Consider the following 20,611-nt stretch of genomic DNA (forward strand, 5'->3'; position numbering starts at 1 on the left):
GAACCACCTGTGCCGCGAGAGTCCAACGCTCAGACCCCGAGAGTCCAACGCTCAGACCCCGAGAGTCCAACGCTCAGACCCCGAGAGTCCAACGCTCAGACCCCGAGAGTCCAACGCTCAGGCCCGGTGAGTTCTTCGTTCGAGCCGACCGGTCGGTATGCCCGAATGAAGAACTCAGGGGTCCTGAGGGTTGGACTCTCGGGACCTGAGCGTTGGACTCTCGGGACCTGGGGGTTGGACTCTCGGGGGTTAGCGGGGGAGGCGGGCGGTGAAGGTGGTGCGGCCGGGGCGGCTGTCGACGCGGACCGCGCCGCCGTGGGCGGCGACCACGGCGGCCACGATGGACAGGCCCAGGCCGGTGCTGCCCGCCGCACGGGAGCGCGACGTGTCGCCCCGGGTGAAGCGCTCGAAGACCTCCGGCTGGAGGTCGTACGGCACGCCGGGGCCGTCGTCGGTCACCGCAACCTCGACGTGCTCGCCCACAGTGGACAGTCGCGTCACGACGGTGGTGCCCGGCGGCGTGTGCGTGCGCGCGTTGGACAGCAGGTTCGCCAGCACCTGGTGCAGCTTGTGCCCGTCACCCGTCACCACCAACGCCTCGGGCGGCAGCTGCAACCGCCACTCGTGCTCCGGCCCGGCGATCCGCGCGTCGCTCACCGAGTCCACCACGATCCGCGACAGGTCGACCGGGTCCCGCGCGAGCGGCCGGCCCGCGTCCAGGCGCGCCAGCAGCAGCAGGTCCTCCACCAGCGACGTCATCCGCACCGCCTCGGACTCCACGCGGCGCATGGCGTGCCCGATCTCCGGCGGCACGGTGTCCTTCGTGCGGCGGGTCAGCTCCGCGTATCCGCGGATCGCCGCCAACGGCGTGCGCAGCTCGTGCCCGGCGTCCGCGACGAACTGCCGCACGCGCGTCTCGCTGGCGTGCCGCGACTCCAGCGCGCTCCCGACGTGGCCGAGCAGCTTGTTCAGCGCCAGGCCGACCTTGCCGACCTCGGTGTCCGCGTTGGTGTCCGCCTCGGGCACGCGCTCCGCCAGCGCCACCTCGCCCTGGTGCAGCGGCAGCCCGGCGACGCGCGTCGCGGTGTCGGCCACCCGGTCCAGCGGTCTGAGCGCGCGCCGCACCACGAACGTCCCGGCCAGGCTCGCCGCCAGCAACCCGGCCAGCGACACCCCGCCGAGGATGAGCCCCAGGCGCAGCACGGTGCCCTCCACGTCGTCCATCGGCAGACCGGTGTAGACGGTCCGGCCCGAGGGCAGGGCGACGGTGACGACCCGGAAGTCCCCGGCGTCGCCCAGCGACACGGTCCGCGGCGGCGAACCCGCGGGCACCGACTCGACGGCGGCGACCTGCTCGTCCACCAGCGCCACGGTCTCGCCGGAGGGGGCGACCAGGCTGCCCCGGAAGGTGCTGCCGGTGTCCTTGATGATCACGATGGTCCCGACGCCGAACCCCGGCCCCTCCAGCGGGTCGTCGGGCCGGCGGTTGCCCGGCGGCGCGAGCTGCGCCCGGATCGCCCGGTCGGCGGTGCCGAACAGCTGCTCGTCGAGCTTGTCGACCAGGAAGTCGCGCAACGCGAACCCGCTGACCACGCCGACGGTCGCGCACACCACGGCGAGCAGGGCCAACTGCCCGACGACGAGCCGCGTGCGCAGCGACCACGTCCTAGGGCGCAGGCTTGAGGACATACCCCGCACCCCGCATCGTGTGGATCATCGGCGTGCGGCCCGCGTCGATCTTCTTGCGCAGGTACGAGATGTACAGCTCGACGATGTTGGCCTGGCCGCCGAAGTCGTAGCTCCACACCCGGTCCAGGATCTGCGCCTTGGACAGCACCCGCCTCGGGTTGCGCATCAGGAACCGCAGCAGCTCGAACTCGGTGGCGGTCAGGTCGACCGACGTGCCGCCGCGGCGCACCTCGCGGGTGTCCTCGTCCAGCACCAGGTCGCCGACGACCAGCTCGGAGCCCGCGGTCGCCCCGGTGACGCCGGTGCGGCGCAGCAGGGCGCGCAGCCGCAGCACGACCTCCTCCAGGCTGAACGGCTTGGTGACGTAGTCGTCGCCGCCCGCCGTGAGCCCGGCGATCCGGTCCTCCACCGCGTCCTTCGCGGTCAGGAACAGCACCGGCAGGGCCGGGAAGTCCGTGCGCAGGCGGCGCAGCACCTCCAGGCCGTCGAAGTCGGGCAGCATCACGTCCAGCACGACCACGTCCGGCCGGAACCCGCGCGCGACGCGCACGGCGGACGTGCCGTCCAGCGCGGTGCGCACCTCCCACTTCTCCATCCGCAGGGCCATGGACATGAGTTCGGCCAGGGTGGACTCGTCGTCCACCACGAGGACCCGCACCGGGCTCCCGTCCGGCCGCCGGATCTCGGGGGAGGTCACCGCGCGCATGCTCCACATCATCGTGCGGGCGCTTGAGCCGCTCCTGTGGCGACCCTGTGTACCACCTGTGAACCGTCCTCGCCGGTCGACGGCGTGCGGGAGGGGCACGGGCGGGTGACGCACAGGCACCGCCCAAGGGCCGCACAGCCCCCGCACAGGCTCGCCCGGGACGGTGGCCGTCATGACTACCGAAACCGAGAACCCGACCTGGGGTGACGAGCCGCCGCCGGGGGCCGCCGCTCCCGGACCGAGCTGGAACGGCCGCAGGACGCTCGTCGCGGTCGCCATCGCCGTGGGCATCGCCGCCGCCGGCGGCGGGGTCATCTACGCCGCGAGCAACTCCGAGGCCGCCCAGCAGGGCATGGGCGGCCCGCGCGGCGCGTACGGGATGCGCGGCGGTCCCGGCTTCACGATCATGGGCGGCCCGTTCGGCGACGCCCAGCACGGCGAGTTCCAGAACGGCGAGGTCACCGGGGTGACCGACTCGTCCATCACGGTCGAGAGCGACGACGGGTTCGTCAAGACCTACCAGGTCGACGACGACACGCAGGTCAACGGCGGTCGGGGCGACCTGGACGACATCGCGGCCGGCGACGCCGTCACCGTGGTGGCGACGGGCTCCACGGCCGACGCGGTCCTGGCGGGCGACGCGGTGCGCGCCGACGGTCGGCAGGGCCGGCAGCAGCCGGGCCAGGACCAACCGCCGGCTGACGGGCAGGACACCCCGCCGACGCGGTAGAAACTACGGCTATGACGCGATTGGCGCTCTCGGCGCTGCTGGCGACCCTGGCCCTGCTCGGCGTCGCGCCCCAGGCGTGGGCGCACACCGACCTGGTGTCCAGCGACCCGGCGAACGGTTCCGCACCGGCCCAGCGGCCCACGCGGCTCACGCTGACGTTCACCGAACCGGTGCCCGCCGAGAGCGCCACCATCACCGTCACCGGCCCTGACGGCAGCGCGTGGCCGTTGGGCGAGGTGGCGGCGCAGGGTGCGACGCTGACCATCCCGATGAAGGACTCCGGCGCGCCCGCCGGGCAGTACTCGGTGACCTGGATGGTGCAGTCGCTGGACGGCGACTTCGTGGACGGGACGTTCGCCTTCACCCTCCCGGCCCCCGCCCAGCCGCCGGCCGCCACGGGCACGCCGGGCGTGCCCGGCACGACCCCGCCCCCGGCCCCGGCGGGGACCACCACCGCCCCGGCCGCCTCGACCACCGGCCAGGTCACGCCCACGACGGACGGGACGGTGGACGCGACGACGGACGGGACGACCGGCGCGCCGACCGCCACGACCGGCGCCGCCACCCCGGCGGGGGAGGGTGGGGAGGGCGGCGGCGTCCCGGTGTGGGTGTGGATCGCCCTGGCCGTGATCCTGGTCGGCCTGGGCGTCGCCATCGCCGCGGGCCGCCGCAAGGGCGGTGAGGGCGACCGGACCCCCACGCCGCCGACCGCCGGTGCCGCGGGAACCGCGGGTGCGGCCGGTGCCGCAGGTGCCGCCGGTGCCACTCCGACGCGGGTGCTGCCCGCCGACGCGCCGACCGAGCGGGTCGACCCGCCGACCGAGCGGGTGGACCCGCCTACCGGGCAACTGCCCGACCCGACTCCCGGCGACCCCACCCCAGGCGACCCGGCGCCCGGCGAGCCGACCCAGCGGTTGACCGGCGAGGCCCCCGACGACCGACCCGGCCCGACCGGCAACGCGACCGGCAAGGCGTGAGCGCGCCACCGCGTCAACGGTCAATGGCTACGGTCACCCCATGACCGGGTCCCCCCTGCCCCGCCGTGCCGTGCTCGCGGGCACCGCCGCGGGCGTCCTCGCTGCCGCCGGGTTCCACGCCGGGACGGCGCAGGCCGCCCCGGACGGGCGGACCGGCGGTCGCCGGTTCACGCTCACCGTCCTCGGCACCACCGACCTGCACGGCAACGTGTTCAACTGGGACTACTTCGCCAACCGCGAGTTCGACGACAGCGCCCACAACGACATCGGCCTGGCGAAGCTGTCCACGCTGGTCAAGGCGGTGCGCGGCGAGCGCGGCGCGCACCGCACCCTGCTGGTCGACGCGGGCGACACCATCCAGGGCACGCCGCTGGCCTACTACTACGCGAAGGTCGAGACGATCGGCCGCCGCAAGGTCCACCCGATGGCCACGGCCATGAACGAGCTGGGCTACGACGCCGCCGCGCTCGGCAACCACGAGTTCAACTACGGCATCCCCCTGCTGCGCGCCTTCGAGAAGCAGCTGGACTTCCCGCTGCTCGCGGCCAACGCGCTGGACGCCGCCACCGGCCGCCCCGCGTTCCGCCCGTACGTGGTGAAGACGGTGTGGCGCACGGGCGCGGCCCCGCTGCGGGTCGGCGTCCTCGGCCTCACCAACCCGGGCATCGCGATCTGGGACAAGGCCCACGTCGAGGGGCGGATGACCTTCCCCGGCGTGCTGGAGCAGGCCCGCGAGTGGGTGCCGAAGGTCAAGCGGGCGGGCGCGGACCTGGTCGTGGTCGCCGCCCACTCGGGCGCGGACCTGTCGTCCTCGCTGGGCGACCTGGTGCCGTTCCCGGAGAACTGCTCGGCGCTGGTCGCCGAGGAGGTGCCGGGCATCGACGCGATCCTGGTCGGCCACGCGCACACCGAGATCGCCCAGCGCTTCGTCACGAACAAGGTCACCGGCCGCCCGGTGCTGCTCACCGAGCCCCTGTTCTGGGGCAAGCGGTTGAGCCTGATGGAGTTCGACCTGGAGTGGACGGCGCGCGGCGGGTGGGCGCTGACCGCCTCGCGCTCCCAGGTGCTCGACACCGCCACGGTCCCCGAGGACGCGGTCATCACCCGCAAGCTGCGCGCCGACCACGACCGGGTCGTCGCGTACGTGAACTCGAAGATCGGCACCTCGCGGTCCGCGATGTCCGCCGCCACCGCGCGCTACGAGGACACCGCCGCGCTGGACTTCGTCAACCGCGTGCAGGGCGAGGCGCTGAAGGCGTCGCTGACCGAGGCGCTGCCGGTGCTGTCGCTGGCCTCGCCGTTCAACCGGGCGGCGGCGATCCCGGCGGGCGACGTGTCGGTGCGCGACGTGGCCGGCCTCTACGCGTTCGACAACACCCTGTTCGGGGTACGACTCACCGGTGCGCAGCTCAAGGACTACCTGGAGCGCTCGGTGAGCTACTTCAAGCCGCTGAACGGTCCCGGCCCGCACGCGCCCGACGCGGTGACCAACGCCGACAACACCCCCGACTACCTGTACGACGTGGCGGCGGGCCTCGACGCGCCGTTGACCTACGACGTCGACCTCGCGAAGCCGGTCGGGCAGCGGGTCACCGGTCTGAGCTACGGCGGCACGCCCGTCGCGGCCGACCAGGCGTTCGCGGTCGCGGTGAACAACTACCGGCAGTCCGGCGGCGGCAACTTCCCGCACGTCGCCACCGCGCCCGTGCTGCACAACCGGCAGCTGGAGATCAGGCAGCTGCTGATCGAGTGGGTGCAGGAGCGCGGCGAGATCGACCCGGCCGAGTTCTCCCGCACCGACTGGCGGCTCGTCGTGGACGGCGTCCCGGTGGTGGTCGCCGGGTGACCAAGCCGCTTCCGGACGTCGTCGGGCCGGGGTTGGACGTGCTGTTCTGCGGCATCAACCCGGGCCTGATGTCGGGTGCCAAGGGGCAGCACTTCGCGCGGCCGGGCAACCGGTTCTGGCCGGCGCTGCACCTGTCGGGCTTCACGCCGCGCCTGTTCACGCCCTCCGAGCAGTTCGAGCTGCTGGAGCACGGCCTGGGCATCACCAACCTGGTCGACCGGCCCACGGCGAAGGCCGACGAGCTGTCGCGCGAGGAGCTGCGGGCCGGCGGGGTGGCGTTGACGGCGCTGGCCGAGCGGTACGCGCCGGAGGTGGTGGCGGTGGTGGGCGTCACGGCCTACCGGACCGCGTTCGACCGCAAGAAGGCCGGGGTCGGCCCCCAGGACGAGCTGGTCGGGCCGTCGCGGCTGTGGGTGCTGCCCAACCCGAGCGGGCTGAACGCGCACTACCGCCTGAGCGACCTGGCCGAGGTGTTCGGGCAGCTGCGCTCAGAGGTGGCGAAGACCGGCTAGCACGCGTTCCAGCAGGGTCAGGTCCGGACCGCCGGGCGCGGACGCGTTGTCGTGCACCGCCACCACGCCCAGCGCGATCAGGTCGCCGAGCAGCACCCGCACCACGCCCAGCGGCACGCTGAGCAGCGCCGACACCTCGGCCACCGAACGCGGGTACCGCGCGCACATCTCCACGATGGACCGCTGCTCGGTGGTCGACTCGCGCATGGCGACGGCGATGCCGTTCTCCTCCAGCGAGACGAGCGTCTCCAGCCTCAGGTCGTAGTCGGACGCGGTGCGCCCGCCCGTCCACGCGTAGGGGCGCACCAGCGGGCCGGAGAACTCCTCGACCGGTTCCGGCTCCGGCGTCGGGGCGGGTCCGCCGCGCGCCACCGGGATCGACGGCCGCGTGGAGTCGTCGAACGGCTCGTCGAACGAACCCCCGAACGGCTCGTCGGACGGTTCCCCGGCCGGCTTCCCGGCCGGCGCGGTCCCCTCCGACCGGTCCTGCTCCTCGTCCAGGGAGCGCCGCAGCGCCGCCGAGCCGAACCGGGCACCGGTGGCCCCGACCTCACCGCGCAGCGACCGCCGCCGGCGGGGCTGCTTGGGCACGTCGACGTCCGGTTCCTCCAGGCTGCGCCGCAGCGCCGACGAGCCGAACCGGGCACCGGTGGTGCCTACCTCGCCGCGCAGGGACCGGCGGCGCTTGCGCTCCCCGCCACCGGTAAACTCCGGGTCCGAGCTGGCTGTGCTCACATTGCGGGAACCGTAGCCGCCTGCGCGCGCGGCGCGTGTCGATCGTGTTTCGAGTCCGTGCAATCCTCGTTAACCGGTGCACGTGCGGGCGCACGTGCGGCCGAGAGGATGATAGGACGATGCGCATCCGCGAGGTCGGGATCTCCGACGACATGATCAGGTTGGGCCAGTTCCTCAAGCTGGCGGACCTGGCGGACAACGGCGCGCACGCCCGTGACCTGGTGGAGTCCGGGCAGGTGACGGTCAACGGCCGGGTGGAGAACCGGCGCGGGGCCCAGTTGGGCGACGGTGACGTGGTGGCCGTCGGCGACGAGAAGGTCCGCCTGGTGACGAACGCGTAGCCGCACCCCGCCGCACTCCCGCGGCCCCGCGCCACCGGGGTGGGGTGGGGCGCGGACCGAGGTGAACCGGCGCTCACCCCCGCCCGTCGCGGACCGCCCCCGGTGGTGTCGCCCAGTGGTGTCCGTCACCCTTGATCGGCCGGCCGGGTGGGAATTGCCCGGCGGCCATCACCGGAAGTGGCGACGCCGTTGCGCCGAATAGCTGCTGCCGGTCTGTGAATGGGTGATCGCGGCCCGCCACGATGCGGTCTCGGAGAAGGGGCGGAAGACCCTTTCCGGACTCATTCCCGGACGACGTCGGCGACGACCGGAAACCCCCTGTAACAGAACGCGGCCGTGCGGCGATAGTGGGGTCCGCTCGTACCCGGCGAGGTCTCCGACCACTGTGTACGGGCACGCTACCGGTTTCCGGCAAGCCTTTCCGGCCCGGACGCCGGTAACCCGAAGTCACCTCGTGATGCTCCTGGGTGTGCGCCGTGTGCCGCACCGGGGAATGTCCGACCGGCCCACGTTCGCCGTGTGTGTAACGCACGTCGGTGCCAAGACGAATCACGGTTTGCCGAGGCGAAAAATCGCCGAGCGCCATTTGCCGTACACCACACGCGGGTCCGTCGGGGATGCCCTGCGAACGTGCACGTCCGAACCGGCTCAACCGGGGGAGTACCACGATGAGCGAGCAGGTCCAGCCCACGCGACGCAGACCGGTCGCGCGGGTCGGCACCACCACCAACCGCACGACCCACCCCACCGTCGACAGCTGGGAACCCGCCTACCGCTACGGCGTCATCGCCGCAGACGTCCTGTGCACCCTGCTGGTCGTCGCCCTGGCGGGCGCCGTGCTGTCCCACTACCACGCCTCCTTCGGCCCGCTGCCGCTGCTCGCCCTCGAGGCGGTCACGGTCGTGGTGGTCATCGGGTCGCTGTTCCTCAACCGGGTGTGGAACACCACGGTGCTGGGCCAGGGCGCGGAGGAGTTCCGCCGCCTCGGCCGGGGCCTGTTCGGCTCCGTCGTCGCGCTGGGCCTGGGCGCGCTGGCGGCCGGGCTGCCCGGCGCCCGCCTGTGGGTGTTCGTCGTGGGACCGGCCGTCGCGCTGGTCGTGTTCCCGGTCCGCTACGCGCTGCGCCGCCCCCTGCACCGGGCCCGCGGCGAGGGCCGCTGCCTGCTGCCGGTGCTGGCCGCCGGCAACGTCGACACCGTCAAGGACCTCATCTCGCGCACCCGCCGCGCCCCGCACCTGGGCTGGCGCGTGGACGCGGTGTGCACCGTGGACGGCCGCGCCGAGATCGGCGTCGAGCTGGAGGGCACGCCCGTCGTCGGCCGGTTCGCCGAGCTGGCCGAGCAGGTCCGCCGCGGCGGCTACCGCGTCGTCGCCGTCACCCCGGACGCCTACTGGACGCCGCGCCGGCTCCAGCAGCTCGCCTGGGACCTGGAGGGCACCGGCACCGAGATGGTCGTCGCGCCCGCCCTGATGGACTTCGCCGGACCGCGCCTGCACGTCACCGGCGTGCTGGGGATGCCGCTGCTGCGCGTCTCCGAGCCGTCGTTCACCGGCGTGCGCCGCATGGTCAAGGCGACCGTGGACAAGATCGGCGCGTTCCTCCTGCTGAGCCTGCTCGCGCCGGTGCTGCTGGCGGTCGCCGTGGCGATCATGGTCGACACCCGCGGCCCGGTGCTCTACAAGCAGCGCCGCGTCGGCAAGGACGGCGCGCACTTCACGATCCTGAAGTTCCGCACCATGGTCACCAACGCCGACGCCCTGCGCGCCAAGCTCCAGGCGGTCAACGAGGGCGCGGGCGTGCTGTTCAAGATGAAGCGCGACCCCCGCGTCACCGCGGTCGGCCGCGTCCTGCGGCGGTACTCGATGGACGAGCTGCCGCAGCTGCTCAACGTGCTCACCGGCGCCATGTCGCTGGTCGGCCCCCGGCCGCCGCTGCCGGAGGAGAGCGCGAAGTACGGCCCCGACATGCGTCGCCGGCTGCTGGTCAAGCCGGGCCTGACCGGCCTGTGGCAGGTCTCCGGCCGCAGCGACCTGTCGTGGGAGGAGTCCGTGCGGCTCGACCTGCGCTACGTCGAGGACTGGTCGCTCGCCCTGGACGCGCTGATCCTGTGGAAGACCTTCCGCGCCGTCTTCGGTGGGCAGGGGGCCTACTGAAGTGGTGGCCGAGAGAATGGGGAACGAGATGGACCAGCCGATCGGCATCGCCGTCATCGGCGCCGGCTACTGGGGACCGAACCTGGTGCGCAACGCCCAGGCCACCCCGGGGCTGAAGCTGCGCTACCTGTGCGACCTGGACACCGAGCGGGCCCGCCGCGTGCTGGGCGACTACTCGACCGTCCGCGTGTCGGGTTCGCTCGACGACGTGCTGGCCGACCCGGCGGTCGACGCGGTGGCCATCGCCACCCCGGCCGCGACCCACCTGCCCGTCGCCCTGGCCGCGCTGCGCGCCGGGAAGCACGTGCTGGTGGAGAAGCCGCTGGCGGCGGGCTACGCCGAGGGCCTGGAGCTGGTCCGCGAGGCCGAGGAGCGGGGCCTGACCCTGATGCTCGACCACACGTTCGTCTACACGCCGACCGTGCAGCACCTGCGGCACCTGGTGCGCTCCGGCGAGCTGGGCACCGTGCAGTACCTGGACTCGGTGCGCATCAACCTCGGGCTCGTGCAGCCCGACGTGGACGTGTTCTGGGACCTCGCGCCGCACGACCTGTCGATCTTCGACGCGATCCTGCCCGACGACGTGCGCGTCACCCGCGTGTCGGCGCACGGATCGGACCCGATCGGCGCGGGCCGCGCGTGCGTCGGCCACCTCACGCTGGAGCTGTCCGACGGCGTGCTGGCCCACGTGCACGTGAACTGGCTGTCGCCGACCAAGATCCGCACCATGATCGTCGGCGGTTCCCGCCGCACCGTCGTGTGGGACGACCTCAACGCCGTGCAGCGCCTCTCCGTGCACGACCGGGGCGCGGACCGCATCGAGAGCGACGAGGACCGCCACCAGGCGATCATCTCCTACCGCCGGGGCGACACCGTCGCGCCCGCGCTGCCGGAGAAGGAGGCGCTGCGCGGCGTCATGGCCGAGTTCGCGGCGTCCATCACGGAGAAGCGCGCACCGCTCACCGACGGCTGGTCGGGCCTGCGGGTCCTCGCCATCCTCGAAGCGGCCTCCGCCAGCCTCGCCGCCGGCGGGGAGTTCGTCACCGTCGGCCGGACCACCGGCCTCGCGGCCGTCTGAAGAAGCACCGGAAGGAACAGGCATCATGTCGGAAGCGGCTCAGCCGATCAGCGGGCAGCGGGCCCTCGTCACCGGAGGGGCGGGCACCATCGGCTCCGCGGTGGTCGACCAGTTGCTCGCCGCCGGGGCCGCCGAGGTGGTCGTGCTGGACAACTTCGTGCGCGGCCGTCGGGAGAACCTGGCCGACGCCACCGCCGCCGCGGGGGACCGGCTCACCGTCGTCGACGGCGACATCAACGACCGCGACCTGGTCGGCCGCCTCACGCAGGGCGTCGACCTGGTGTTCCACCTGGCCGCCATCCGCATCACGCAGTGCGCCGAGGAACCCCGGCTCGCGCTGGAGGCCCTGGTCGACGGCACGTTCACGGTGGTCGAGGCCGCCGCCGCGGCGAACGTGAAGAAGGTGATCGCCTCCTCGTCCGCGTCGGTCTACGGCCTGGCCGAGGAGTTCCCGACCACCGAGCGGCACCACCCGTACAACAACGACACGTTCTACGGCGCGGCCAAGGCCTTCAACGAGGGCATGCTGCGCAGCTTCAAGGCGATGTACGACCTGGACTACGTGGCGCTGCGCTACTTCAACGTCTACGGCCCGCGGATGGACGCCCACGGCAAGTACACCGAGGTGCTGATCCGCTGGATGGAGCGCATCGCCGAGGGCGAGTCGCCGCTGATCTTCGGCGACGGCGCGCAGACCATGGACTTCGTCCACGTGCACGACATCGCGCGCGCCAACGTGCTGGCCGCGAAGGCGCCGGTCACCGACGCCGTCTACAACATCGCGAGCGCCCAGGAGACCAGCCTCAGGGAGCTGGCGCTGGCGCTGCTGTCCGCGATGGACTCCGACCTGCCGCTGGAGCACGGTCCGGAGCGCGCGGTCAACGGCGTCACGCGCCGCCTGGCCGACATCTCCGCCGCCGCCCGCGACCTGGGCTGGAAGCCGGAGATCGGCCTGGTGGACGGCCTGCGCGAGCTGGTCGCCTGGTGGGTCGGCCTGGGCGACGGCGCCGCCGAGGCGGTGCGATGATCCCGGTCATGAAGCCCTGGCTCGGCCAGGAGGAGGCGGACGCCGCCGCGGCGGCCGTGCTCTCCGGCTGGGTCGCGCAGGGGCCCAAGGTGGCCGCGTTCGAGGACGCGTTCGCCCGCCGGGTCGCCGCGCTGCACGCGGTCGCGGTGTCGTCGTGCACGACCGCGCTGCACGTGGCGCTGCACCTGCTCGACGTCGGCCCCGGCGACGAGGTCGTCGTGCCGTCGCTGTCGTTCATCGCGACCGCCAACGCGGTCCGCTACTGCGGTGCCACGCCGGTGTTCGCCGACGTGGACGCGGAGACCGGGAACCTGTCGGCGGCCACCGTCGGGCAGGTGCTCACCGGCCGCACCAAGGCCGTCATCCTGGTCCACCAGGGCGGCGTGCCCGCGGACGTGGAGGCGCTGCGCGCGCTCTGCGACCCGAAGGGCGTCACCGTGGTCGAGGACGCGGCCTGCGCGGCCGGGTCCACCTACCGCGGCGTGCCGGTCGGCGCGGACGCGGCGATGGCCGCCTGGTCGTTCCACCCGCGCAAGCTGATCACCACCGGCGAGGGCGGGATGCTCACCACGAACCGCGAGGAGTGGGCGGTCCGGGGCAGGCGGCTGCGCGAGCACGGCATGAGCGTGAGCGCGGCGGAGCGGCACTCCGGTGGCGGGGCGGTGGTCGAGAGCTACCTGGAGACCGCGTTCAACTACCGCATGACGGACATCCAGGCCGCCGTCGGCCTGGTGCAGCTGGGCAAGCTGGACGCGATCGTGCGGCGCCGGCGCGAGCTGGCGGCGCGCTACCACGAGCTGCTCGCCGAGGCGTTCGGCCAGGACGGCCCGGACCTGCGCGCCGTGCGCGACCCCGCGCACGGGACCACCAACTACCAGTCGTTCTGGGTGATGCTGCCCGAGGGGGCGGCGCCGGGCCGCAACGAGGTCCTGGCCAGGCTCGCCGCGCGGGGGGTGTCGGCGCGCCGGGGGATCATGGCCGCCCACCTGGAACCCGCGTACGCGGGCCACCCGCACGTCGACCTGCCGGTGACGGAGGCGTTCACCGGTCGGTCGCTGATCCTCCCGCTCTACCACGACATGACGGCCGCGGAGCAGGACACCGTGGTCGAGGAGCTGCGCGCGGCGCTGGCCCTGCCCCTGGTGTCGCACTAGCAAGGTCGACGACCACCCACACGACACCCCCGGCGGCGGGCGCCCATCACCGCCCGCCGCCGGGGCGTGTCGCATAGCGGCTACTGCCCGTGACCGCCCACCGAGGTGGGCCGGTTCTCGGCGGTGAGTCCGCTTCCCCTGTGGTGTAACGCGTAACAGGACTCGCACGACGATCGGAGCAACAGCGCTCCGCTGGTCGGGGCAGTGCCGACGCGGTCACGCCCAGTGAACAGGCCGCTTTGTCCGAAAGGTGAACTCCCATGACCGCCGATGCGACGCGGGCGAGACCCGCGCTTGCGGTGCACCTGCTGCGACTACTGGTGGTGACCGCCCTCGTGGCCTCGACGGTGGTCGTCGTCTCGGTGCTGCGCGCACCCGAGGCCGTCGCCGCGCCGTGCGACGCGCCCGTGGTCAACAAGGTGGCGTGCGAGAACACCCTGACGGGCACCCCGGACTGGCAGGTCGGCTACCGCGACGAGGCGATCCTGGGCTTCACCACGGACATCAGCGTCAACCCCGGTGGCCGGGTCGACTTCAAGATGCTGACCGCCGGCACGAACTACCACCTCGACATCTACCGCCTCGGCTACTACGGCGGCGTCGGCGCGCGCTTCAAGCAGCGGGTCGACCCCGACAGGCTGACGAACCAGCCGCTGTGCAAGCGCGGCACGGACGGCAGCGCGCTCATCGACTGCGGCAACTGGGAGGTGTCGGCGCACTGGAACGTGCCGACGAACGCCGTCTCCGGCCTCTACTACGCGCGGGCCGTCCGCGACGACGGCAGCGGCGCGGAGAACGAGATCGTCTTCGTCGTGCGCGACGACTCCAGCACCTCCAAGGTCCTGTTCCAGACCTCGGACTCCACCTGGGTGGCCTACAACCGCTACGGCGGCAACAGCCTCTACTTCGGCGACGGCCCCGGCCAGGGCGGCCAGGCGTACAAGGTCAGCTACAACCGCCCGTACACCGGCGGCGACGGCGACGACAACTTCATCTTCAACGCCGAGTACCCGATGCTGCGCTTCATGGAGGCCAACGGGTACGACGTCAGCTACACCACCGACGCCGACTCGGCCCGCCGCGGGCACCTGATCAAGAACCACAAGGTGTTCATGGCCGTCGGCCACGACGAGTACTGGTCCAACGAGCAGCGCGCCAACGTCGAGGCCGCCCGTGACGCCGGCGTGCACATGGCGTTCCTGACCGGCAACGAGATCTTCTGGAAGCACCGGTGGGAGAAGTCCATCGACGACTCCCGGACCGACTGGCGCACGATCGCCTGCTACAAGGAGACCAAGGGCACCCAGAACGACAACCTGGCCGACTGGACCGGCACCTGGCGCGACCCGCGCTACAGCCCGGCGCAGGACGGCGGACGGCCGGAGAACGCCCTGCTGGGCAACATCTTCACCGTCAACGGCCGCCGCGAGGACTCCCTCCAGGTGCCCGCCGCGTACGGCAAGATGCGGCTGTGGCGGCACACGTCGCTGCAGAACATGAGCGCCGGCTCCACCTACACCTTCCAGCCGGGCACCCTCGGCTACGAGTGGAACTCGGTGGAGGACAACGGCTTCCAGCCGCCGGGCGTGGCGCAGCTCTCGCGCACCACGGTCACCATGGACGACGGCCCGTACGTGCTCCAGAACCACGGCGACCTCTACACGCCGGACACCAAGACCCACGCCATCACCTACTACAAGCACCCCAGCGGCGCCCTCGTGTTCGGCGCGGGCACGGTGCAGTGGGCGTGGGGCGTGGACGACGAGCACGCGTTCCTCACCAACACGCCGACCTCCGACATCCGGATGAAGCAGGCCACGGTCAACTTCCTGGCCGACATGGGCGTGCAGGCGACCACCCTCCAGCCGGGCCTGGTGCAGGCGACCGCCACCGGTGACGCCGCCGCGCCGACGGTGGCGTTCACCTCCGTCCCGCCGGTGTCGTCGGTCGGCACCCCCTACGCGTTCGCCGGCACGGTGGCCGACGCCGCCGGCCGGGTCGCGGGCGTCGAGGTGTCCACCGACGGCGGCACCCGCTGGCACCCGGCGGTGTGGCAGGCCGGGCAGACCTCGTGGAGCTACACCTACACGCCGGGGAAGTCCGGTCCCGCGAGCCTGCGGGTCCGCGCGGTCGACGACTCGCTCAACCTGTCCACCCCCGTCGTCGCCACCCCGGGCGTCACCGCCCGCACCTGCCCGTGCGGCCTGTTCACGAACAACGACGTGCCCGACACCGCGGACAGCGGCGACCCGTCGCCGCTGGAGCTGGGCGTGAAGTGGCGCGCCAACAGCGACGGCTACGTGCGCGGCGTGAAGTTCTACAAGGGGCCCGGCAACACCGGCACGCACACCGGCACGCTGTGGTCCTCCACCGGTCAGGTGATGGCGACCGGCACGTTCCAGGACGAGACGGTGACCGGCTGGCAGACCCTGGTGTTCGCGCAACCCGTCGCGGTCACCGGCGGTACCACCTACGTCGTGTCGTACTTCGCGCCCAAGGGGCACTACTCCTACGACCTGGAGTACTTCTTCCAGCAGGAGCGCCACCTGGAGCCGATGACCGGCCTCAAGAACGGCGTGGACGGCGTCAACGGCCTGTTCCGGTTCGGCTCGACGGGCTTCCCGACGCAGTCGCACTGGGGCAGCAACTACTGGGTCGACGTCGTGTGGGCGCCGGACCCCGGCCCCGACCTGCGCGCGCCGCTGCTGGTGTCGAACAACCCGCTCAGCGGCGAGGGCACGGTGTCGCTCACGCCGGCCGTCTCCGGCACCTACGACGAGGTCATCGCACCCGGGTCCGCGCAGTTCACGGTCACCGGCCCGAGCGGCGCGGTGTCCGGCTCGACCGCGCTGTCCAACGGGGACAAGACGGTCGCGTTCACGCCGAGCGCGCCGCTGACCCCGAACACCTCCTACACCGCGGCCCTGCGCGTCAAGGACGCGGCGGGCAACCAGACCGTGCAGACGACCTGGACGTTCACCACCGGCGCGACCCGGCCGGCCACCTGCCCGTGCACGGTCTGGGACGACTTCGCCCGGCCCGCCACGTACACCGCCGACGACACCACCCCGATCGAGGTGGGCACCAAGGTCCGCTTCAACGGCAAGGGCGAGGTGCTGGGCATCCGCTTCTTCAAGGGCGCGGGCAACAGCGGCACGCACACCGGCACCCTGTGGTCGTCCACCGGCCTGATCATGGCCACCGGCACGTTCCAGGACGAGACCGCCGCCGGCTGGCAGAAGCTGACGTTCGCCTCGCCGGTCCAGGTGCAGGCGAACACCACCTACATCGTGTCGTACTACGCGCCCAACGGCCGCTACTCGGTCACGCCCGGCGGGTTCGCCGGCGTGGGCGCGAGCTACGCGGGCCTGCGGGCCCTGGCCGACGGCGTGGACGGCCCCAACGGCGTCTACCGCTACGGCGCGGGCGGCGGGTTCCCCGAGTCGACCTACAACGCGACGAACTACTGGGTCGACGTCGTCTACCGCAACGGCCTCAACGGCGACACCACCCCGCCGACCATGACCGCCCGGTCGCCGGGCGTGGACGCCACCGGCGTGGCCGCGACCGCCCCGCTCACCGCGACGTTCACCGAGGCCCTCGACCCGGCGTCCGCGCAGATCTTCCTGGCCGACCCGCGCGGCGCGAAGCTCACCGGCTCGCTGTCGCTGTCCGGCGACCAGAGGACCGTCACCTGGACGCCGTCGGCGAAGCTGGTCGCGAACACCCGCTACACGGCGAGCGTGCTGATCGCCGACGCCAACGGCAACCCGCTGCCGGAGCCGGTGACGTGGTCGTTCACCACGTCCCCGACGGTGATCTGCCCGTGCTCGCTGTTCAGCCCCGCCACCGTGCCGACCGTCCCGGCGGCGGCCGACAGCGGCACCTTCGAGCTGGGCGTCCGGTTCACCCCGACCGCGGGTGGCCAGATCACCGGCGTGAAGTTCTACAAGGGCGCGGGCAACACCGGCACCCACACCGGCACCCTGTGGTCCCCGACCGGTCAGGTGATGGCGACCGGCGCGTTCCAGAACGAGACGGCGACCGGCTGGCAGACGCTGGTCTTCGCCGCACCGGTCTACGTGCAGACGGGCGTCACCTACACCGCCTCGTACACCACGACCGCCGGCCGGTACTCGGTGGACGCCGGGTACTTCAGCGGCTACTCGGTGGCCTCCGGGCCGCTGAGCGCGCCGGCCGCGGGCGACGGCGGCAACGGCGTCTACCGCTCCGGCACCGGCCACCCGACGAACTCCTACGGCGGCGGCAACTACTGGGTCGACGTCGTCTACCTGCCCAACACCGACAACACGCCGCCGGTGGTCACCGAGCGCACGCCGCTGGCGAACGCCACCGGGGTGTCCCGGACCTCGCCGCTGACCGCGGCGTTCGACGAACCGGTCGACCTCGGCTCGGCCCAGTTCACCCTGGTCGACGCCGGCGGCGCGAAGCTCGCGGGCGCGCTGACCCTGTCGGCGAGCCAGCAGCAGGTGACGTGGACGCCGGCCGCGCCCCTGGGCGGCGGGACGACGTACACGGCGAGCCTGCGGATCGCGGACGTCTACGGCAACCTGATGGCCGCGCCGACCACCTGGTCGTTCACCACGACGACCGCGGGCGCCTGCCCGTGCTCGCTGTTCAGCGCGGCCACCGTGCCGACGGTCCAGTCGGCCGACGAGGGCGACCCCTTCGAGCTGGGCGTGCGGTTCGTGCCCTCGGCGAACGGGACGGTCACCGGCGTGAAGTTCTTCAAGGGCGCGGGCAACACCGGCACGCACACCGGCACGCTGTGGTCGGCGACCGGCCAGGTGATGGCGACCGGCACGTTCCAGAACGAGACGGCGACCGGCTGGCAGACCCTCGTGTTCAGCCAACCGGTCCTGGTCAACGCGGGGACGAGCTACGTGGCCTCCTACACCGCCCCGAACGGCCACTACTCGGTCGACACCGGGTACTTCATGGGCAACTCGGTGACCGCGCCGCCGCTGAGCGCCCCGGCCTCCGTCGAGGGCGCGCCGAACGGGCTCTTCAAGGCGGGCACGGGCTTCCCGGAGCAGTCCTACTCGGGCGGCAACTACTGGGTCGACGTCGTGTTCACCACCGGATGAGCACGACACCACGACCCCTGCTGCTGGTGGGCGGCGGCGGACTGGCCCGCGAGGTCCTCGCGGCCGTCCGCCTCCTCCCGGAGCGGTGGCGACCCGTCGGCGCGCTGGACGACGACCCGGCGCGGCGCGGCGCGGACCTGGACGGCCTGCCGGTCATCGGCGGGTCGGACCTGGTGCACGAGATGACCGACGCGGCGGTGCTGGTGTGCGTGGCGAACGCGCACCGGCCCCGCGGCCGGCTGGGCGTGGTGGCCCGGCTCGGCCTGCCGGAGGACCGGTACGCGTCCGTGGTGCACCCGGCGGCCTCGGTGGCCGCCGGCGCGGTGGTGGGACCGGGGACGGTCCTGCTCGCCGGAGCGGTGGTGACGACACCGCTGCGCCTGGGGGCGCACGTCGTCGCCATGCCGCACGTGCTGGTCACGCACGACGACGAGGTGGGCGACGGCGTCACGTTCGCCGGCCGCGCGTCGCTCGGCGGGTCGGTGCGCGTGGGTGAGGGCGCCTACCTCGGACAGGGCTCGGCGGTCCGGGAGGGCGTGTCGATCGGCGCGGGCGCGGTGGTGGGCATGGGCTCGGTGGTGCTCACGGACGTGCCCGCGGGTGAGGTCTGGGCGGGGAACCCCGCCCGGAGGCTGCGAGAGGGGAACGGTTCGTGATCGACATCCCGCTGGTCGACCTGGGTGCCCAGCACGAGCAGGTGGCCGACGAGGTCGCCGAGGGCTGGGCGGAGGTCCTCAGGACCACCGCGTTCATCGGGGGGCGGCAGGTCGCCGCCTTCGAGGCGGAGTTCGCCGCCTACCAGGGCGTCGCCCACTGCGTCGGCGTCGGCAACGGCACCGACGCCCTGGAACTGGCGCTGCGCGCCCTGGACGTGGGTCCCGGCGACGAGTGCGTCGTGCCCGCCAACACGTTCATCGCCACCGCCGAGGCGGTCGCCCGGACCGGTGCCACGCCGGTGCTCGTGGACTGCGCGGCCGACACCGGGCTCCTCGACACCTCGCTGGTGGCCGACGCGCTGTCGCCGCGCACCAAGGCGCTGCTGCCGGTGCACCTGTACGGCCAGGCCGCCCCGGTGGAGGAGCTGAGGGCGTTCGGCGTGCCGATCGTCGAGGACGCGGCGCAGGCGCAGGGCGCGCGGCGGCACGACGTGCCCGTGGGCGGTCTCGGCGACCTCGCCGCGACCAGCTTCTACCCCGGCAAGAACCTCGGCGCCTACGGCGACGGCGGGGCCGTGCTCACCTCGTCCGCGTCGTTGGCCGAAGCCGTGCGGCTGCTCAGCCAGCATGGGTCGCCGCGCAAGTACGAGCACACCGTGCTCGGCTTCAACAGCCGCCTCGACACGCTCCAGGCCGTGGTGCTGTCCGCGAAGCTGCGCCGCCTGGAGGGCTGGAACGCGGCCCGCCGCGCCGCCGCCGACCGGTACACCGGGCTGCTGGCCGGCGTGGACGGCGTGACCACGCCCGTCGTGCTGGACGGCAACCTGCCCGTGTGGCACCTGTACGTGGTGCGCGTCGCCGAGCGCGACCGGGTGCTCAAGGCCCTGCACGCGGCGGGCGTCGGCGCGGGCATCCACTACCCGACCCCGGTCCACCTGACCGGCGCGTTCGAGAACCTGGGCCACGCGCCCGGCGACTTCCCGGTGGCCGAGGCCGCGGCGGGGGAGATCCTGTCGCTGCCGCTGTTCCCGGAGATCACGCCCGCCCAGCAGGAGCGGGTCGTCGAGGCGCTGGCGGAGGCCGTGCGGTGAACGTCTTCGTCCACCCCAAGGGGTTGTGCGAGAGCGACGAGGTGGGCGACGGCACGCGCGTGTGGGCGTTCGCGCACGTGCTGCCGGGCGCCCGCGTCGGCCGCGACTGCAACATCTGCGACGGTGCCTTCGTGGAGGGCCGCGCCGTGCTGGGCGACCGGGTGACGGTGAAGAACGGCACCCTCGTGTACGACGGCGTGACGTGCGAGGACGAGGTGTTCCTCGGCCCCAACGTGCTGTTCACCAACGACCTGCGCCCGCGCGCGGCGATCAAGCGGGGCGGCGACGAGCTGCTGACCACGCTGGTGCGGCGGGGCGCGACGCTCGGCGCGGGCACCGTCGTGGTGTGCGGCGTCGAGATCGGCGAGCACGCCTTCGCGGCGGCCGGGTCCGTGGTGACGAAGGACGTGCCGGCGCACGCGTTCGTCGCCGGCAACCCGGCCCGCCACAAGGGCTGGGTGTGCGCCTGCGGGCAGCGCCTGGACGCGTCGCTGACGTGCCCCGACTGCGGCGACCGCTACGCCGAGGACGACAAGGGCCTCACCCGGGCCTGAGCCGCGACGCGCCGCCGGTGCAACGCCGGCGGCCGTTCGCGGGTGTACGGGTGTCCGCCGACAGAGGAGAACCCGTGGGCAAGGTCACCGGCAAGGTCGTCTTCGAGGACGACGAGGGTGAGAAGAGCCAGGTGCCGTTCGGCACCTGGCTGCTGCTGACGATCAAGCAGAAGGCGCCGGCCGCCCCCGCCGACCCGCGTCCGCGCGGACGCGGGTCGGCGGGGGCACCCCTCGGGCGGACGTGCCCGGGTGAC

At 73.0% G+C, this 20,611-nt stretch carries 16 protein-coding genes; 13 read left to right on the forward strand and 3 right to left on the reverse strand.

Annotation, left to right across the window (positions count from 1 at the left end; genetic code table 11):
* Positions 1 to 249: 249 nt before the first annotated feature.
* Both ACRAKJ_RS10265 and ACRAKJ_RS10270 read right to left on the reverse strand, forming a co-directional pair.
* A complete protein-coding gene (locus tag ACRAKJ_RS10265; RefSeq protein ID WP_438922544.1) occupies positions 250 to 1,689 on the reverse strand; it encodes a sensor histidine kinase in 1,440 nt (479 codons plus the stop codon).
* Positions 1,667 to 2,404: a response regulator gene (locus tag ACRAKJ_RS10270; protein WP_438922559.1), complete on the reverse strand. Its 738-nt coding sequence runs from the start codon at positions 2,402 to 2,404 to the stop codon at positions 1,667 to 1,669. Before ACRAKJ_RS10270 ends, ACRAKJ_RS10265 begins: the two co-directional genes overlap by 23 nt.
* A 163-nt stretch (positions 2,405 to 2,567) precedes the next feature.
* On the opposite strand from ACRAKJ_RS10270, the gene ACRAKJ_RS10275 reads away from it, so the two are divergent.
* Genes ACRAKJ_RS10275 through mug form a run of 4 tightly spaced genes read left to right on the forward strand, consistent with a single transcriptional unit; the run spans position 2,568 to position 6,460 of the window.
* The gene (locus tag ACRAKJ_RS10275; RefSeq protein ID WP_438922545.1) at positions 2,568 to 3,125 is read left to right on the forward strand and encodes a hypothetical protein; all 558 of its coding nucleotides are present in this window, start codon (positions 2,568 to 2,570) and stop codon (positions 3,123 to 3,125) included.
* Between the two features lie 11 nt (positions 3,126 to 3,136).
* Positions 3,137 to 4,102 (forward strand): copper resistance protein CopC, encoded by a 966-nt coding sequence (locus ACRAKJ_RS10280; protein ID WP_438922546.1) that lies wholly within the window; start codon positions 3,137 to 3,139, stop codon positions 4,100 to 4,102.
* 40 nt (positions 4,103 to 4,142) lie between these two features.
* Positions 4,143 to 5,948 (forward strand): 5'-nucleotidase C-terminal domain-containing protein, encoded by a 1,806-nt coding sequence (locus ACRAKJ_RS10285; protein ID WP_438922547.1) that lies wholly within the window; start codon positions 4,143 to 4,145, stop codon positions 5,946 to 5,948.
* The gene (mug, locus tag ACRAKJ_RS10290) at positions 5,945 to 6,460 is read left to right on the forward strand and encodes a G/U mismatch-specific DNA glycosylase (RefSeq protein ID WP_438922548.1); all 516 of its coding nucleotides are present in this window, start codon (positions 5,945 to 5,947) and stop codon (positions 6,458 to 6,460) included. The genes ACRAKJ_RS10285 and mug overlap by 4 nt, the downstream gene beginning before the upstream one ends.
* Here the strand turns inward: mug and ACRAKJ_RS10295 are convergent.
* Positions 6,437 to 7,195: a DUF742 domain-containing protein gene (locus tag ACRAKJ_RS10295; protein ID WP_438922549.1), complete on the reverse strand. Its 759-nt coding sequence runs from the start codon at positions 7,193 to 7,195 to the stop codon at positions 6,437 to 6,439. The two genes, mug and ACRAKJ_RS10295, sit on opposite strands and share 24 nt — an antisense overlap.
* A 119-nt stretch (positions 7,196 to 7,314) precedes the next feature.
* Between ACRAKJ_RS10295 and ACRAKJ_RS10300 the strand changes: the two genes are divergently transcribed.
* The 9 genes from ACRAKJ_RS10300 to ACRAKJ_RS10340 all read left to right on the forward strand — a co-directional run bounded on the left by ACRAKJ_RS10300 (position 7,315) and on the right by ACRAKJ_RS10340 (position 20,357).
* Positions 7,315 to 7,536, forward strand: coding sequence for an RNA-binding S4 domain-containing protein (locus ACRAKJ_RS10300; RefSeq protein ID WP_438922550.1), 222 nt, complete (start codon positions 7,315 to 7,317; stop codon positions 7,534 to 7,536).
* A gap of 668 nt (positions 7,537 to 8,204) precedes the next feature.
* Positions 8,205 to 9,689, forward strand: coding sequence for an exopolysaccharide biosynthesis polyprenyl glycosylphosphotransferase (locus tag ACRAKJ_RS10305; RefSeq protein WP_438922551.1), 1,485 nt, complete (start codon positions 8,205 to 8,207; stop codon positions 9,687 to 9,689).
* A gap of 16 nt (positions 9,690 to 9,705) precedes the next feature.
* On the forward strand, positions 9,706 to 10,767 hold the full coding sequence (locus tag ACRAKJ_RS10310; RefSeq protein ID WP_438922552.1) for a Gfo/Idh/MocA family oxidoreductase: 1,062 nt from the start codon (positions 9,706 to 9,708) through the stop codon (positions 10,765 to 10,767).
* 25 nt (positions 10,768 to 10,792) lie between these two features.
* A complete protein-coding gene (locus ACRAKJ_RS10315) occupies positions 10,793 to 11,794 on the forward strand; it encodes an SDR family NAD(P)-dependent oxidoreductase (protein ID WP_438922553.1) in 1,002 nt (333 codons plus the stop codon).
* Positions 11,795 to 11,802: 8 nt separating this feature from the next.
* Complete coding sequence (locus ACRAKJ_RS10320; RefSeq protein ID WP_438922554.1) at positions 11,803 to 12,948, forward strand: aminotransferase class I/II-fold pyridoxal phosphate-dependent enzyme; 1,146 nt, start codon at positions 11,803 to 11,805, stop codon at positions 12,946 to 12,948.
* Between the two features lie 260 nt (positions 12,949 to 13,208).
* Complete coding sequence (locus ACRAKJ_RS10325) at positions 13,209 to 18,056, forward strand: DUF4082 domain-containing protein (protein ID WP_438922555.1); 4,848 nt, start codon at positions 13,209 to 13,211, stop codon at positions 18,054 to 18,056.
* Positions 18,053 to 18,712 carry a NeuD/PglB/VioB family sugar acetyltransferase gene (locus ACRAKJ_RS10330; RefSeq protein WP_438922556.1) on the forward strand — a complete coding sequence of 220 codons (660 nt, stop codon included), beginning with the start codon at positions 18,053 to 18,055 and terminating at the stop codon, positions 18,710 to 18,712. Before ACRAKJ_RS10325 ends, ACRAKJ_RS10330 begins: the two co-directional genes overlap by 4 nt.
* Positions 18,712 to 19,803 (forward strand): aminotransferase class I/II-fold pyridoxal phosphate-dependent enzyme, encoded by a 1,092-nt coding sequence (locus tag ACRAKJ_RS10335; protein ID WP_438922560.1) that lies wholly within the window; start codon positions 18,712 to 18,714, stop codon positions 19,801 to 19,803. The genes ACRAKJ_RS10330 and ACRAKJ_RS10335 overlap by 1 nt, the downstream gene beginning before the upstream one ends.
* Positions 19,800 to 20,357: an acyltransferase gene (locus tag ACRAKJ_RS10340; RefSeq protein ID WP_438922557.1), complete on the forward strand. Its 558-nt coding sequence runs from the start codon at positions 19,800 to 19,802 to the stop codon at positions 20,355 to 20,357. The genes ACRAKJ_RS10335 and ACRAKJ_RS10340 overlap by 4 nt, the downstream gene beginning before the upstream one ends.
* The last annotated feature ends 254 nt before the right edge of the window (positions 20,358 to 20,611 follow it).

It is taken from the genome of Saccharothrix sp. DSM 118769 (assembly GCF_052936295.1).